The sequence below is a fragment of the Bradyrhizobium sp. 23AC genome, from assembly GCF_054863025.1.
In genome coordinates, this window is record NZ_JAVAYN010000022.1 from 41,449 (window position 1) to 56,885 (window position 15,437).

The window sequence follows — 15,437 nt, forward strand, 5'->3', positions numbered from 1 at the left end:
ACGATGCGCCCCGACCGCAATGGTCCGGCCGCTGACGACCATCGTGCGGCAGGCGAGTTCGTTCGAGCCCCTGCTCATCACGATCGAAGGGCGCAAACCGATTCCGATTCAGGCGACCGACCGTGACGAAGCCATCCAGCTCGCAACCGAAGCCATCGCTACCGGCCAGCAGGTCCGAACCGGTCTCGGCCAGCTTGATGCTGAGGAGACGAAGAAGGCCGGCCTGACGGCTGCCACCACCTTCGATGCGTGCCAGCACATTGCTGGCCTTGGCAGATTGTTCGATGCGCGCCTGCAAGCTGCGAGCATGAAAAGCGCAGACCGCGACCACGCGTTTGCCGAGGTTGTCGCGAGCTTCGCGGCCAAGGCTCTCAGCCAAGCCTCCGAGCCTCGCGCCCAGCCCATGGCGACCACGGGCCGCGATCGCCCATCCGGCGATACGACAATCAATCCACCCGCAGCCTCTGCCAGCGAGCACCCGCGCTGGGACGTCTATCGCTCGGGACTAGGCACGTCAGCCTTCGTCTACGAACGATGAGAAAAGGTCTTACTCCACCTCAACTCAATACCGTGGTCCGGACTGGGGTCCGGCTGCGGTGCCAATCGGAGCCGTGCCATGACTTCTCCTCATAAACACTCCGCTGCCCTTCTTTGCATGGGGGCCGTGCTCAGCATCGCCTTGATTGAGCCGGCGGTGGCGCAGACGGCGAACATCGAAGGCGTGCTGCAGAACATCGTCAACATGCTGACCGGCAACGTTGCTCGTCTGCTGGCGACGTTGGCGGTCATCATCGTCGGCATTGCCTGGATGTTCGGCTATCTCGATCTGCGCAAGGCGGCCTATGTCGTGCTCGGCGTCGCCATCACGTTCGGCGCCTCCGAGGTGGTCTCGACCTTGACTGGTGGTCATTGATGATCGAAGCCGCGCGTCTCACGGAGGACACCTTGTTCCTCGCCTGTACGCGGCCTGCCATGGTTGCCGGCGTGACGATGGAAGCCATGGCGCTCAACGTGATGTTCTCCTGCATCCTGTTCCTGGTGGCCGGGAGCATCGTCTACGGCCTGGTCGCAATTCCGATCCATGGGCTCTGCCGCATCATCTGCCGACACGACCCCAACATGTTCCGGATTCTGCTCGCCTGGATCGAAACTCGGGGCCGCGCGCGGAACGCTGCATTCTGGGGCGGCTCGTCCTGCACGCCCCTCAAACTCCTGCGGCGATATCGAACAAGGGACCTCGGTTATGCGTAACAGGGCGCTTAAGACCCGGGAGATCGAGCCCGACGTCTACCTTCCATTTGGCCGGCATGTTACCGATACGGTGATCAGTCTTACAACACGAGCCCTACTGACGGTGATCCGGATTGACGGCACCTCGTTCGAGACGGCCGAAATCTCGGATCTGAACGATCTGCATGGCAAGCTGAATCTCACCCTGCGCAACGTTGCAGATCCGCAGCTCGCCCTCTGGAGCCACCTGGTGCGCCGCCGGACGTCCGTCTATCCCGACGGCGCCTCCCGGTCGACCTTTGCAGCAGCTCTTGACGCACAATACCGCCAACGACTTTGCAAGGAAGCCCTGTATCGCAACGATCTCTATCTCACCCTTGTTTGTCATCCTGGCCGTGCGGCAACCGATACGGCGGCCGCGTTCTTTCGGCGGCTCGGCCGAAGCGCCCGCCATTCCGCCGAAGTCGACAGCGGGGCTCTGAAGCGGGTTGACGATGCGACGCGAGATATCGTTGCGGCACTCGACCGATACGGCGCGCGGGTGCTTGGCTTGTTCGAGCGCGACGGCATCACCTTTTCAGAACCGATGGAGCTACTCCACGCTCTCGCCTCCGGGGAATGGATGGCGATGCCATTGCCCCAAGGGCCGATCGGCCCAGCGCTCTATTCAAATCGCGTCATCTTCGGCCGCGAGGCCCTTGAGATCCGCGGCGCCGGCGGGTCGCGCTTCGCTGGCATGTTCGGGCTGAAGGAATATCCGGCGTCCACCCGTCCTGGGCTGTTGAATGCGCTTCTTTCGGCGCCGTTTGAGCTCATCGTCACGCAATCATTCGCGTTTTTGGCGAAAGCTGACGCAAAGACGGTGCTGACGCGCAAGCAGAACCAGTTGGTCTCGGCTCAGGATCCCGCCGCTTCGCAAATCGATGAGCTCTCAGACGCGCTGGACGATCTCGAATCCAACCGGTTCGTGCTTGGAGACCATCACCTCTCGCTCCTGGTCTACGCCGATGCGCCGTCGCAGCTACAGGAGCACATGAGCGTGGCCCGGCGCGCACTGGCTGATGCGGGTGCAGTGGTCGCCCGGGAAGATCTCGGGCTTGAAGCCGCCTATTGGGCGCAGCTTCCGGGCCTATTCAAGTACCGGGCACGCACCGGCGCGATCAACTCGCGGAATTTCGCGGCGTTCTCGCCGTTCCACACCTATCCGACGGGACAGCCTGAGGGCAACCATTGGGGGCCGGCGGTTGCAATGCTCAAAACCGCCTCAGGGTCGCCTTTCTATTTCTCCTTCCATTATGGCGATCTCGGCAACACCTTCATCTGCGGCCCCTCGGGATCCGGCAAGACCGTCGTACAGAACTTCCTGCTGTCCCAGGCCGAGCGGTTAGGAGCGTCCTACGTTTTCTTCGACAAAGACCGAGGCGCCGAGATTTTCGTGCGCGCGGTCGATGGCACGTATTTCACGCTCCACAACGGCGCCCCGACCGGCTGCGCGCCACTCAAGGCGCTGGAGCTGACGCCCGCAAATCTTTCCTTCTTGGGCGAACTGATCCGCAAACTCGTCACCCCGGACGATCGCCCGCTGACCGTGGTCGAAGAAGAACGCATCGATTCCGGATTACGAGCCCTCGGTCAGCTGCGGCAGGCAGAACGATCTTTTGGCACGCTCCGGGCGTTTCTCGGCCAGCAAGATCGCGAAGGAATCGGTGCGCGGCTGGAGCGATGGTGCCGGGGCGCTCCGTTCGGCTGGGTGCTCGATGGCGATCACGACGCGATCGGCCTCGACGCCCGGTTCATCGGCTTCGATATGACGGATCTCCTGGACCATCCCACCGTTCGCACGCCACTCATGATGTATCTGTTCCATCGCGTGGAGCGCCTGATTGACGGCCGGCGCCTGATCATTGACATCGACGAGTTCTGGAAGGCGCTTGGCGACGAGGCCTTTCGCGACCTCGCCAACAACAAACTCAAGACCATCCGCAAGCAGAACGGCGTCATGGTGTTCGGAACGCAGTCGCCGCGGGACGCGCTGGCCTCGCCGATCGCGCATACCATTGTCGAGCAATGCCCGACCCAGATCTTCCTGCCGAATGCGCGGGGCACGCGCTCGGACTATGTCGACGGCTTCCATCTGACCGACACGGAATTCCGCCTGATCAAGGAGGAGCTCGCTCCCGAAAGCCGGCGCTTCCTGGTCAAGCAAGGCCACAACTCGGTGGTGGCAGAACTTGATCTTGGCGGTTTCGACGATGCGCTCGCCGTCTTGTCGGGACGCACAGAAACCGTGGAACTGCTCGACCGCATTCGTAAGCAGGTCGGCGACGACCCCGAGCAATGGCTGCCGGTATTTCACGCAGAGCGGAGGAAGGCCCGATGATGCTTCGACGTATACCGGCTGCTTTCGCCTGCCTGTCAGTCACGGCCCTCCTGATGGCCTCTCCCGCCGCGGGGGAGATCGTATTCGATCCCAGCGTGTATGCGCGCCAGTTTGAGCAGCTGACTGAGCTGAAGAAGCAGGTCGACACACTGACGTCGCAGCTCAAGGTCGCGCAGGATCAATTGAGCCAGGCCAAACAACTCTATGACAGCTTCAACAAACGAACAAACGCCAATGACATCGGCGCGCTCTTGAATACGCCGCAGTTCCGCAAAGTCCTGCCCCAACAGTTCTCGGACATCGAACGTCTCGTCGCCGGGCAGGGTGGCGGCAACTTCGCCGACGCCATCAACCATTATCTATCGCAAAACCGCGCCTATGCCGGCAACACCGGCAACTCGTATTACCAGAGCGAGCTCAACCGGGTCGCTCGGCAGACGGGTGCGAAGCACTCCATGGGCCAAGCGGTGTACGACACGGCCTCACAGCGCATCGATGCTCTTGAGGAGCTCAGAGGTCGCATCAGCTCGGCGACCGACGCCAAAGAGATCCTTGATTTATCCGCGCGGCTGCAGGCCGAACAGGCACTGCTGCAGAACGACGTGCTCCGAATGCAGGGGCTGGCAATGATCCAGCAGGCTCGCACGGACATGGATGGTCAGCGGGAGCGAGAAAAGCAGCGACAACTGGTCGATGAAATGAAGGCGGCCCTGCAATGAAGATGAGGCTTGCCATTGTTCTCCTCGCCGTCGGCGCGGCTCTTGCGGGCTGCAACGACGCCAACAAGGGTCAAGAAGCCAAGACCGTCGGCTGGTTTTTGGATCATCGGGCTGAGCTTGCGACAGCTCTCAAGGAATGTCGCGACAATCCCGGAAAACTTGGGACAGTGCCGAATTGCGTCAACGCAAATGAGGCCCGCAACAAGATCACCATCCAAGAGATGAAAGACGCGCTCAAGTAAGGATTCGTCGCGTGGCCATAAACGTCTTCGACAGTTTCCTGAAGGAATTCGAACAGCCGATCACGGCGTTCGTGTCGACCTCCGTGTCGAATCTCGCTTCCTACGTTGATGGGCCGCTCCGGACGGCCGTGATGCTCTATGTCATTCTGTACGGCTTTGCCGTGATGCGCGGCGCGATCTCTGAGCCGATCATGGAATTTGCCTGGCGGGCGATGCGGATCGTGGTCGTCGTACTCCTGGCGACTAACTCCAGCGCATTTCAGCAATACGTCACGAGTCTGTTTTTCGATTCCTTGCCAAAGGAGATCGGCAATGCGCTGGCGGGCTCCGGGCTGAATACCAGTTCCGGAGCTCCGTTCGATCAGCTCCTGTCTAAAGGAATTGACATCGCAAACAAGATCTATGAGCAGGCTGGATTGACCAACGTCGCACCCGCTCTCATAGCGGCCATTCTGCTGGTCTTTGTGGCTGTCGGATCGTTTCTGCAATTTGCCATCCTGCTCTACGCCAAAGTGGGACTTGGCGTCGTCATCGCGCTCGGCCCACTGTTCATTGCACTGGGACTATTTGAGGCAACGCGCCCGTTTACAGAAGCCTGGCTTCGGCAGCTCGCGAACTTCGTGATCCTGCTGGTCCTGGTGGTCGCGCTGGTCGGGTTGATGCTGACCACTCTCAGCGGCTTCATCGACAGATTCGCGGCAAATGCAGGGACGGCGGGTGAGATGATGGTCGCCGCGGTCGCCATCAGCGCGGTGCTAGGCTTGTCCGGGTACATCGCGCTCCAACTGCCGGTCATCGCAGGCGGTCTCGCCGGGGGAGGCGCATCGCTGGCAAGTCGACTGGTTACAAGCCCGATGATTGCTAATGCCACGGCCGCCGCCGGCGGCGCCTATGCTGGCGCGCGCTGGTCGGCCGACCGCGGCCTCGCTGCCCTCAGAGCCAGCCGCCAGGGCGGCAGCATGCGGCGCGCGCAATCCCAGGGGACTTCGACAACGTAAGCAAAGATCGCCAGCATCAGGCGACGATAGAAGGGGCATCAGAACGATGTGGCGTCGACTATTCATCATTTGCGTCATCGCATGGCAGCTTGGGGGCTGCGCAAACTGGTCAAAGGGGCCGCCGTCCTGCGATGGCCTGGCTCGGCGGCCCCTCAATCGCTCGATGTGGGATTGGGAGTCCGGTGCACCATCAGGGACACCCGAGCCGCAGGCTGAGCCATCCGCACCCATCATCCGGAAGGGTGAGGGCAACTCGTCGGCAACATCGACCCATCTCGCCGCATTCGGACGCTGGGACAACGTTGCAGCCTCGTATCGCGCCTGCGGGAAGGAGGCGTGAGATGGTTGGGCAGGATGATCTAAAAAGCTACTTCGAGAATGCGCGGCGATGGGAGCAGGACCTATTGCTCTCGGCCCATCGCTCCCGGCGAACAGCGTGGGTGGTTGCCGCTGGCGCATGCGCCTTGGCGATGGTCTCAGTCGCTGCGGTCGCAGCGCTGGCACCGCTGAAGACCGTCGAGCCGTTCGTCATCCGCGTCGATAACGCGACTGGCATTGTCGATACAGTCTCCGCCCTCAATTCGACGCCTGCGCGCTACGACGAAGCCGTCACCAAGTATTTCCTCGGGCGCTACGTCCGCGCGCGTGAGGGTTACAGCTACCCGGAAGCAGAGACCAATTTCCGGACGATTTCGCTGCTTTCGGGGCAGGGCGAGCAGGCCCGTTTCGCAGCTTGGTACCGCGGCTCCAATCCGGAGAGCCCGCAGGTCGTTCAGGGCCGCTTTGGCGTTGCCACGGTCCGGATCAAAGCGATCTCGCTCCTGGCCGACAACGTCGCGTCCGTGCGGTTCATGAAAGAGAGCCGCAAGGGCGAGGAGACCCATGTGACCCATTGGGTCTCAACCCTAACCTTCTCTTACGCCGATGCACCGATGTCATCCGCCGACCGCCTGATCAATCCGCTCGGCTTTCTGGTGTCGGAATATCGCGCCGATCCGGAGGTCGTGCCATGAAGCGCTTCGCCCTTTTGATCTCTTTGGCTCTCGGATTTGCCGGGCCCGTGCTGGCTTTGCAGCAGCCAGCCCCCGGTCAACACGATGCGCGCGTGCGCACTGTAACCTATGATCCAACCAACGTGGTCCGCCTGAACGGCGTCATTCGTGCCTCGACCCAGGTGGTCTTTTCCGATGACGAGGAAATAGCGCATGTCGCGATTGGCGACGCGATCGCATGGGAAGTTGCCCCCGCAGGTTCGATCCTGTTCCTCAAGCCGCGCGAAAAACATCCGCCGACCAATCTGCAGGTCGTCACCACCCGCCCCGACGGGCGCAAGCGCTCCTATCAGTTCGAGCTGTCAATCGCGGAGACGACGCTCGCAGACAGCTACTTCGTCGTCCGCTTTGCCTATCCCGGCGACGAGATCGAGCGCCGGCGCATTGAGGCGGCCGCCCGGGGCGCGGAACGGGAAGGCGCGCTGATCGATCAGACGTTTGACCTGCATCATGCCTATGGCGCCCGCAACTGGCGCTTTTCGGCGCAAGGCTCGAGCGACCTCGAACCCGAAGCTGTCTTCGATGACGGCAAGGAGACCACGTTCCGCTTCGCTGGTAATCGCGAGATCCCGGCGATTTACCTGATCAACTCGGACGGCTCTGAAAGTCTGTTGCCCAAGGATGTCCGCGGCGAGCTCGTGGTGGTCCACGCCACAGCCCGCGAGTTTCGACTGCGCAAGGGTGACATCGTGCTCTGCATCTTTAACGAAGCGTTCGACGCCGTTGGGGTCAACGCCGGTACCAACACCACAAGCCCCTCGATCGAGCGGCGGGCGAAGAGATCATCTTCAACCCTTAAGGCAAGATAGGCGAGCGCAACATGACCGAGCTTGAAAATGCGACGCTTGCCGGCGAGCGCGGCATCACCCCGGTGGGAGGCGGGGACAACGGTCGAACGGCGATGCTCAAACGCGGCTTCGGCGCGCTCGCGCTCACCGCATTCGCCTTTCTGATCATTTGGGGAACCTGGAAAAGCGATAAGCCGGTCACGGATTCGGCCCGAAAGCTCATGATCCGCCAGGCGGCGGCCTTCGAGCCCGCGGCGGAAACGCCCGCGGCACCTGTCACTACGGCATCCATTCCAGTCGCACCTATCTCGGCCACGCCGGCGGCCACCGCGCCGGCTCCCGAACAGATGCTCGAAAGCGCGCGGCGCGCACCGGTGCTGGCCTATAATCGGCCGGTCGCATCGGGACGTTCGGCCAGCAACCTCCCGACCGGAGGTGTCCCCCTTGATCCCAATGATTTTGGGCGGGCCGAGCCACGCAACGAGCTTGCCGACAAGTTGAGACCCACTCCGATCGAGGGTGTGCGCGCGGCGCGGCTGCCCAATCGCAATCTTCTGGTTACCCAGGGCACGTCGATTCCCTGCGTGCTCGAGACCGCAATGTCGTCGGATGTGGCCGGTTTCGTCTCCTGCGTCGTGCAGCGCGACGTAATGTCGGATTCCGGCAATGTTGTGCTCATGGAAAAGGGCACGCAAGTCGTTGGCGAATACCGCGGCAATGTCAGGCGCGGCTCCAAACGGATGTTCGTGCTATGGGCTCGCGCCAAGACGCCGACAGGCGTCATCGTGGCGCTGGCCTCGCCCGCTACGGACGCACTCGGCCGGGCAGGGTTCGACGGCGACATCGACACGCATTTCTGGGAGCGATTCGGCTCGGCGCTGTTGCTGTCGATTGTCGGCGATGCCTCTTCGATCGGGCGCCAGCAACTACAGGACGGCTCGATCCAGATCAACAACACGGCTGGCGCGACCAACACAGCCGCCGGCATCGCCGTCGAGCAGTCGATCAACATCCCGCCGACGCTGAGCAAGAATCAAGGCGAGCTAGTCAATATCTTTGTGGCGCGGGACCTCGATTTCTCGTCGGTCTACCAACTCACACGGGTCGAAAGCCGCACCCAGATTCTCGACCGCACTGTCCCCGGAGGCATCGTCGGACCCACGGCGGTAACAAAATGAGCCAAGTCGCATCCGTCGGACATGATGGCGGGCGCCTGGTGCTGGCGCGTTATCTCGAGCCGCTGGCTCCGTACCTCGCGGACGACACTCTGACCGAAATCGTCGTCAACCGTTCCGGCGAGATCTTCGTGGAGGGGCCCAAGGGTTGGACCCGGCATGAAGTCGCAGCCCTCACGCACGCCTATCTCTCCCACCTTGCGACCGCGGCGGCCAGTCACACTGGTCAGGACATCGGGCCGGAATACCCGGTGGTATCGACCAGCCTGATCGGCGAAGAGCGCTGTCAGATCGTCGTGCCGCCAGCCGTGCCTGCTGGCACGGTCAGCCTCACGATCCGCAAACCCTCGGCACTGACCATGAACCTGGACGCTCTTGAGCGGGTAAAGCTGTTCGATGAGGTCCGCTCCGCGAGTGACGAACTGGACGCCGACGAGCATCGATTGCTCGCGTTGAAAGAGGCCGGCCAATGGCGCGAGTTCCTTGAACTTGCGGTGCGCACTCGCCGCAACATTCTGATCTCGGGGGCGACGGGTTCGGGCAAGACGACTCTGTCCAAGGCGCTGATTGCGGCGATTCCGGCGCATGAGCGGCTGCTCACCATTGAAGACACGGCCGAGCTCGTTATCCCGCATCAGAATTGTGTCCGGCTGCTCTATGCCAAGGACGGGCAGGGCGTGGCCAAAACCGGCCCCCGCGAACTTCTGGAATCGTCCTTGCGCATGCGGCCTGACCGCATCCTGCTGCAGGAGCTCCGCGACGGCACCGCCTTCTTTTATCTCAGGAACGTGAATTCAGGGCACCCAGGGTCGATCACGACGGTTCACGCCGATAGCGCCCGCCTTGCCTTCGAACAGATGACACTGCTGGTCAAGGAGAGTGCGGAGGGACGGGACCTTCATCGCGACGATATCCGTTCGCTTTTGCTGCATCTCGTCGACGTCGTCGTCCAGATGCAGAAGCGTAATGGCCGCTACCGCATCTCGGAAATCTACTATGACCCCGTTGGCAAACGCGACCACGCCCGCTAAAGCGGCTGGTGCCACGGCGCTGGCGCTCGCGGCCAGCGCAATCTTCCTGCTGGTCGCCTCGAACGTTCTGCTGCTCGGCCTTAGGCTTCACGATGGCGGCTTTCACTGGTCGGAGATTGCCACGAGTTGGCTGCGCTATGGGTCCGACCCGCGCTTCGATCGCTGGCTGACGCTGTCGACGCTCGCTGGGCTGATCGTCGTCTTTGGCCTGCTCGGCGCCGTCCTCCGGCAACGACCGCTTCCCCTTCACGGCAAAGCCCGTTTCGCGTCCGAGCGTGAGATTAAGGCGGCCAGCCTGCGATCGAAGGAGGGTCTGCTGCTCGGTCGCAAGGATGGAAAGATGCTCAGTTTCGGTGGATCGGAGCACGTCCTCCTTTACGCCCCCACCCGCGCGGGGAAGGGCGTCGGCTATGTCATTCCAAACTTGCTCAATTGGCCGGATTCGGTTGTTGCCCTCGACGTCAAGAAAGAGAACTGGGATCGTTCCGCAGGCTTTCGCGCAGCACACGGGCAGGAGGTCCACCTGTTCGACCCGCTCGACGAGAACGGCCTCACCGCGCGCTACAATCCACTCGGCTACGTCCGTAGCGATCCCGCCGATCTCTACGACGATTTGCAGCGGATAGCGGTGATGCTGTTTCCGGCCGAAAGCCGCGGCGATCCGTTCTGGTTCGAGGCGGCTCGTTCGTCCTTTGTTGCGATCGGCGGCTATGTCGCGGAGACGCCGGGCTTGCCACTGACGATCGGCGAGATCCTGCGCCAGTTGTCAGCGACTCAGGATCTTAAAGCCCACTTCGGCAAGATCATCTCCGACCGCAAGGCGGGTCCTTCCCCGCTGTCGCGGCACTGCATCACCGCTCTGAATGATTTCCTCGCCGCGTCCGAAAACACCTTAAACTCGGTGCGCAAGACGGTGACGGCCCGGCTCGGTCTCTGGCTCAATCCGCGCATCGATGCCGCAACCTCGACCAATGACTTCGACCTGCGGCAGCTGAGGCAGCAGCCCATGTCGATCTACCTAGGGGTGACACCTGACAATCTCGACCGCATGGCACCGCTCTTGAACCTGTTCTTTCAGCAAGTGGTCGATCTCAATACCCGGGAGCTGCCTGAACAAAACCCCAAACTCAATCGCAAGGTACTGCTGTTGCTGGACGAGTTTCCAGCGCTCGGCAATGTCAATGTGCTCGCGAAATCGGTCGCCTTCGTCGCCGGATACGGCATCCGCCTCCTCACCGTCGTTCAGAGCCCGGCGCAGCTCCGCGCGATCTACGGGGTCGATGCTGCGCGCAACTTCATGACCAACCACGCTGTCGAGGTCGTGTTTACCCCGAAGGAGCAGGACGTCGCCAATGAGCTCTCGGAGCGTATCGGTTACGAGACTGTCAACGCCCGCAGCCGCAGCGGACCAAAAGGGCTCGCGATGCGCGCGATCAGCGAGACGGTGTCTGAACATCGTCGCGCCCTCATGCTGCCGCAAGAGCTCAAGCTCCTTCCGAAGTCCAAGGCCTTCATTCTCGGCACAGGCATTCCGCCCATCATCGCCGACAAGATCATCTATTACGAAGACAAGTCTTTTCTGGAGCGGTTGCTGCCGGCGCCTGTCCCGCAGATGCCGAAAGGGCGCTCAAATGCGCTGCTCGATGCTGAAATCAAGGAGCTGCGCTCCGAGATTGCCGAGTTGCGCGTGGTATTCCGAAAACGGCCAATGACCGACGAGGAGGTCGTCGATCCTTCCACGATCCCGGCAAACGCCTCGTTCGACTTTGGGGATGTGGACGTCGATCTTGAAGGCCTCTCCGAAGACGACCTGAAAGCCTGGACCCTGAACTACATCGACGCTCAGGTCATTCCGCCGACGCGGCGGACCGGCCGCAAGCAGAAGGGTGAGCAGTATGAACGACGGGCATGACGCGAGCGAGGACTTCAGTCTGGAGCGGCAACGTCGCGCGGGGCGCCCTTCCGCTCGAGAAAAGGGGGAAGACGAGTCAATAGCAACAACCCGCAACAAGCCTTCATCCGCAGAGGCTACTGGTAGTGCGTTTCCGGACCGTATCCGTCGGAAATATTACGTGGTGGCCAGTGAAACCGAAAAGGATGGATCCGGCCGCGAAGCGCGGCTCTATGCCGATGAACGGAAAGAGTATCTTGCGTTCAAGTCCACTGATAATCGCCTGATTACCCGCATAGCTGCCGCCGAGGTAATCCGGGACATGGTTAGCGTGGCACAACATCGCCAGTGGGAGGCACTGCACGTTCGTGGTTCCGTCGCATTCCGGCGCGAGGCGTGGCTCGAAGCCAGCGCGCGTGGGATAGAGGTGCAGGGCCATCAGGCAAACGAGCTTGATCGCCAGGCGCTCGCTGACCGACGAGCCGCATGGGATCGAGCCCACGCCCGGACCAACGATGTCGAGGCTCGCTCGGCCTCCGAGAGGTCACCGCAGGCCGATAAGCTCGATTACGACAAGGGCGTTACCGGACGTCTGATGGAGGTCGGTTTTGGCCCGTATCGCAACCGCGCTGACGCTGAGCCGTCAACCTACGCAGCCATTGAACTGGACGATGGCCGGCGACATCAGGTGTGGGGTGTCGGCGTTGTACCGGATGTCGCAGATAGTGGCGCCAGGCCTGGCGACCGCATCTCTCTGCGAAGGGATGGCGTCGTACCCGTCGTCAGGGCGATCAAGTCCATAGACGCCGCCACGGGAATAGCTGCCATTGAACGGCGCCAGATGTGGCGCAACCTGTGGAGTGTGACGGTGGAGGAACGCCGCGCAGACCGACCGGCCGCCGGGCATGATTCCGACCTGATCGCGGCCCAATCCCAGATTGTCGTCATCAACAAGCTGGTCGAACGCGCTCTTCCGAACGATGAGAATGCTCGCCAGAACATTATGGCCTTCGCCAAGGAGCGCATCGCCCAACATCTGGAAAACGGGAATTCGTTTGCACGGGCGACAGTCAGGGAGGTCCGCGACCGCCGTGAACAAACAGGACATGTTAAGGAGGGAGCTCATCAAAGCCAGAGCGGCGAACGTACTAGACTACAAGAGCGAGAGCGCTGAACGGGCGGTCCCACCGACTTGACTATCTTCGAGGCTCTGGCACTCCGAGTCTACGGGGCTGTCGAGGCGAATTGCTCAGAGCACGAGGAATCACAATCCTGGGGTCGGTCAGGCCGATGCGTGCTCCAACGCGATCGAGAAGGCGATCCTCGTCATCGAGGCGCTGAAACGGCTCGAAATCGTCTGGAACGAGCGCAAGGTCGACGATCCGCATTTCCACGATCATCCGCATCCGATCCGTTTCAACCTCGGAAAGATTGCTGGCGGCGATTGGACGTCGAGCGGACCGGCCTGGTGATTTCCAGATGCGAGTGGCAACCTATCCCGGCCAGGATCTCGCGTCGGCCCGCGCCGGCCTATTTTCATCGCAGGCTTATCCATGGGCGGGACACTGGCGCTCAACCTGGCTGCACGCTTTCCCACGATCGTCCGCGGCATTATTCCCATAAACGGTCCAGTCGGCATTTTCGAACCGCCGCTCGCGGGGAGTTGGTCCTGGACAAGTCGGCTCCAGCGCGGGTTCCTGGGATAGGTTCGGATATAAAGGATCCGATGGCGTCCGAACTCGCCTATTCGGAGCTGCCGGTCAGCTGCGCGCGCGAGGTATTTGTCTTGATCACTGCGACTTCGGCAATACTTTCCAGGATAACTTGCCCGGTGCTGGCGATGCACTCCCGTGAAGACCATGTCGTGCCCCCACTAAATGGACAACGTATTCTCGAGAACGTTGGGTCCGACGACGTCAGGCTGCTGTGGCTGAATAACTCCTATCATGTTGCAACACTCGACAATGACAAGGATCTCATCGTCCAGCGCGCCGGGCGGTTCATATAGGAAATCGGCGGATAGATCGAAGTGCAATCGGAGCCGGTTGGAATTCTGACCGGTGACACCGTGCCCTGCTGCCTGAGTGCCGCTTTCAGTCTCCGACGCGACCAGCCGTGCGTCAAAGCGCTGTTAACGAACCGTCCCCAGCGTTGCTTTTCAACTGACGCAACACCGCGACAATCCCGTGAAATGCGGTCGACAGATTGTTATCGAGAATGGCATCCCACTTAGCCGCGGGAAATTCCTCAACGGGCGCGGCGCTGCCCCAGAGAGGTTGATCCCATTGCCGAGTGATTGCGGTCAGATGAGCGGTATCGTGTCGATGGCGCTGCACGGCGACAGGGCTTCTTGCCCGTTTAACGAACGATGTTGTCTACGCGAGAACGCGATCATCGTCGATATCGAGGCGGCCACGGCAACGCTGCAGGCATCTCGAATGTCGGTCGCGCGGCGCGGCAGTTGACGTCGATCATATCTGCTTGGGCTGGCGCCGCCACATTGTTCCTACGGGCGACTGCCCGATTCCGTCGATGTTTTCATTGTGCTTTTGATAGTGCCCAGGGCCGTCAATTGCCTAGGGGCGTAACCGATTGAAATTCCGATAGTTTGAGTCGCGCGTCGGTGTCGATACCAACAGAAAATTCCAACAAGACGACGGACGGCATCAGCTCGCGAAAATAAATCTAGAAAGCGCTCGGCAAGGAGCCAGGCGAGCGCTACTCGGCAGCCTTCAGTCCTCTGAAATGGAAATGGTTGACAATAGTGGCTCTCCGCGATTGTACGATTTGCTACGCGAATCCACGAAAAGCACCAGCTCGGCAAGATCAGGTGATGCTCTCTGTGGAGCATCGCGGCGCTGGCGCTGCCGTTCAACTGAAGGGTCTTTCATAGCGGTGCTCGGCCACGGCGGCCCGCCGCGCTGGGGCTGCTGATTGCGGGCCTTGTCGCCGGATGCGTGCAGCTTTGACACGAAGTCCGGCTTGGCCGCGAGGCGCGGCAGCTCTCAGAAGATTCGCGCCTATTCGAAAGCGTTCGGGCCGCACCTCAATTTTGGTGAACGGCACTCGTGCTCGCGCAGTCACTTGCCGGTGAAGCGCGGTGCACGCCTTTCGATGAAATGGGCGACGCCCTCCTTGAAATCTTCCGTTCCGCCGCAGATCGCGACTTCCCTGTTTGCGAGCTGCGTGGCCTCAGCCAAAGTTTGCCGGGCAGCTGCGGTCAGTTGCTGCTTGATGATACGCATGGACCGGGGTGAGCAGAGGTTGGCGAAATCGGATGCCGTCTGCTGCACGGTCTCGCGGAAGGTGTCCGCGGGCAGCATCCTGACCAGTCCAAGCCGATCGGCCTCCGCGGCCTCGACCACCCGCCCCGACAGCAGAAGGTCCGCGGCATTCATCGGTCCGATCAGCTGTCGTAACATCCAGGCGCTGCCGTGCTCAGCGATCAGTCCACGCCGGGAGAAGGACGTGGTCAGCTTCGCACCAGCGGCCATAAAGCGAAGATCGCAATACAGCGCGATGCAAAGACCGACGCCCGCGATCGCGCCATTGATGCCGGCGATAATGGGCTTCGGAGCGGCGAGCAGGTAACTGTATCGCTGTCCCAGATCGTCGTCGCGCGAACGGGGAACGGCCGGTGCGGCGGCGGCCGCGTTTCCCGACGACGCGTCTGAGAGGCGGCTCATGTCGGCGCCGGCGCAGAAGCCCCGGCCCGCGCCGGTGATCACGATCGCGCGGACCTCGTCGTCTTCGGACGCGATCGCCATCAAGCGCCGCAGCTCGCGCTCCATGACAGGAGTCCACGCGTTCATCTTGTCCGGCCGGTCGAACGTGATCGTCGCGACGCGATCGGACACGTCGAACTTCATCTGATCGGCAGAAACCATGGTGACCTCCGTTGAGGAGCCTTCTAGCAAATACCGGAAATGCG

16 protein-coding genes are annotated in these 15,437 nt (G+C 61.6%); 15 read left to right on the top strand and 1 reads right to left on the bottom strand.

Features of this window, described 5'->3' with window-relative positions:
* The first annotated feature begins 19 nt into the window (after positions 1-19).
* From RAD10_RS34770 to RAD10_RS34840, 15 genes are all read left to right on the top strand, one after another.
* Positions 20-538 (top strand): lysozyme family protein, encoded by a 519-nt coding sequence (locus RAD10_RS34770; RefSeq protein WP_461620979.1) that lies wholly within the window; start codon positions 20-22, stop codon positions 536-538.
* A 78-nt stretch (positions 539-616) separates the two neighbouring features.
* On the top strand, positions 617-913 hold the full coding sequence (locus RAD10_RS34775; protein WP_461620980.1) for a TrbC/VirB2 family protein: 297 nt from the start codon (positions 617-619) through the stop codon (positions 911-913).
* Entirely contained in the window at positions 913-1,251 is a 339-nt protein-coding gene (locus tag RAD10_RS34780; protein ID WP_461620981.1) for a VirB3 family type IV secretion system protein, read from the top strand. Before RAD10_RS34775 ends, RAD10_RS34780 begins: the two co-directional genes overlap by 1 nt.
* Positions 1,244-3,610 (top strand): VirB4 family type IV secretion/conjugal transfer ATPase, encoded by a 2,367-nt coding sequence (locus RAD10_RS34785; protein WP_461620982.1) that lies wholly within the window; start codon positions 1,244-1,246, stop codon positions 3,608-3,610. Before RAD10_RS34780 ends, RAD10_RS34785 begins: the two co-directional genes overlap by 8 nt.
* On the top strand, positions 3,607-4,329 hold the full coding sequence (gene virB5, locus RAD10_RS34790; protein WP_461620983.1) for a P-type DNA transfer protein VirB5: 723 nt from the start codon (positions 3,607-3,609) through the stop codon (positions 4,327-4,329). Before RAD10_RS34785 ends, virB5 begins: the two co-directional genes overlap by 4 nt.
* Positions 4,326-4,571, top strand: a complete 246-nt coding sequence (locus RAD10_RS34795; protein ID WP_461620984.1) for an EexN family lipoprotein — start codon at positions 4,326-4,328, stop codon at positions 4,569-4,571. Before virB5 ends, RAD10_RS34795 begins: the two co-directional genes overlap by 4 nt.
* An 11-nt stretch (positions 4,572-4,582) precedes the next feature.
* Positions 4,583-5,569, top strand: coding sequence for a TrbL/VirB6 family protein (locus RAD10_RS34800; RefSeq protein WP_461620985.1), 987 nt, complete (start codon positions 4,583-4,585; stop codon positions 5,567-5,569).
* Positions 5,570-5,910: 341 nt separating this feature from the next.
* Positions 5,911-6,582 (top strand): VirB8 family type IV secretion system protein, encoded by a 672-nt coding sequence (locus RAD10_RS34805; RefSeq protein WP_461620986.1) that lies wholly within the window; start codon positions 5,911-5,913, stop codon positions 6,580-6,582.
* Positions 6,579-7,430 carry a P-type conjugative transfer protein VirB9 gene (gene virB9 / locus RAD10_RS34810; RefSeq protein WP_461620987.1) on the top strand — a complete coding sequence of 284 codons (852 nt, stop codon included), beginning with the start codon at positions 6,579-6,581 and terminating at the stop codon, positions 7,428-7,430. The genes RAD10_RS34805 and virB9 overlap by 4 nt, the downstream gene beginning before the upstream one ends.
* Before the next feature lie 11 nt (positions 7,431-7,441).
* Positions 7,442-8,587, top strand: a complete 1,146-nt coding sequence (virB10, locus tag RAD10_RS34815) for a type IV secretion system protein VirB10 (protein WP_461620988.1) — start codon at positions 7,442-7,444, stop codon at positions 8,585-8,587.
* Positions 8,584-9,615, top strand: a complete 1,032-nt coding sequence (gene virB11 / locus RAD10_RS34820) for a P-type DNA transfer ATPase VirB11 (protein ID WP_461620989.1) — start codon at positions 8,584-8,586, stop codon at positions 9,613-9,615. The genes virB10 and virB11 overlap by 4 nt, the downstream gene beginning before the upstream one ends.
* Positions 9,551-11,527 (top strand): type IV secretory system conjugative DNA transfer family protein, encoded by a 1,977-nt coding sequence (locus RAD10_RS34825; RefSeq protein WP_461620990.1) that lies wholly within the window; start codon positions 9,551-9,553, stop codon positions 11,525-11,527. The genes virB11 and RAD10_RS34825 overlap by 65 nt, the downstream gene beginning before the upstream one ends.
* Complete coding sequence (locus tag RAD10_RS34830) at positions 11,511-12,680, top strand: LPD7 domain-containing protein (RefSeq protein ID WP_461620991.1); 1,170 nt, start codon at positions 11,511-11,513, stop codon at positions 12,678-12,680. The genes RAD10_RS34825 and RAD10_RS34830 overlap by 17 nt, the downstream gene beginning before the upstream one ends.
* Before the next feature lie 552 nt (positions 12,681-13,232).
* Positions 13,233-13,514, top strand: a complete 282-nt coding sequence (locus tag RAD10_RS34835) for an alpha/beta hydrolase (RefSeq protein ID WP_461620992.1) — start codon at positions 13,233-13,235, stop codon at positions 13,512-13,514.
* A 298-nt stretch (positions 13,515-13,812) separates the two neighbouring features.
* Positions 13,813-13,971, top strand: a complete 159-nt coding sequence (locus tag RAD10_RS34840; RefSeq protein ID WP_461620993.1) for a hypothetical protein — start codon at positions 13,813-13,815, stop codon at positions 13,969-13,971.
* Positions 13,972-14,586: 615 nt separating this feature from the next.
* On the opposite strand, the gene RAD10_RS34845 is transcribed toward RAD10_RS34840, so the two are convergent.
* Positions 14,587-15,393, bottom strand: coding sequence for an enoyl-CoA hydratase-related protein (locus tag RAD10_RS34845; protein WP_461620994.1), 807 nt, complete (start codon positions 15,391-15,393; stop codon positions 14,587-14,589).
* Positions 15,394-15,437: the final 44 nt, after the last annotated feature.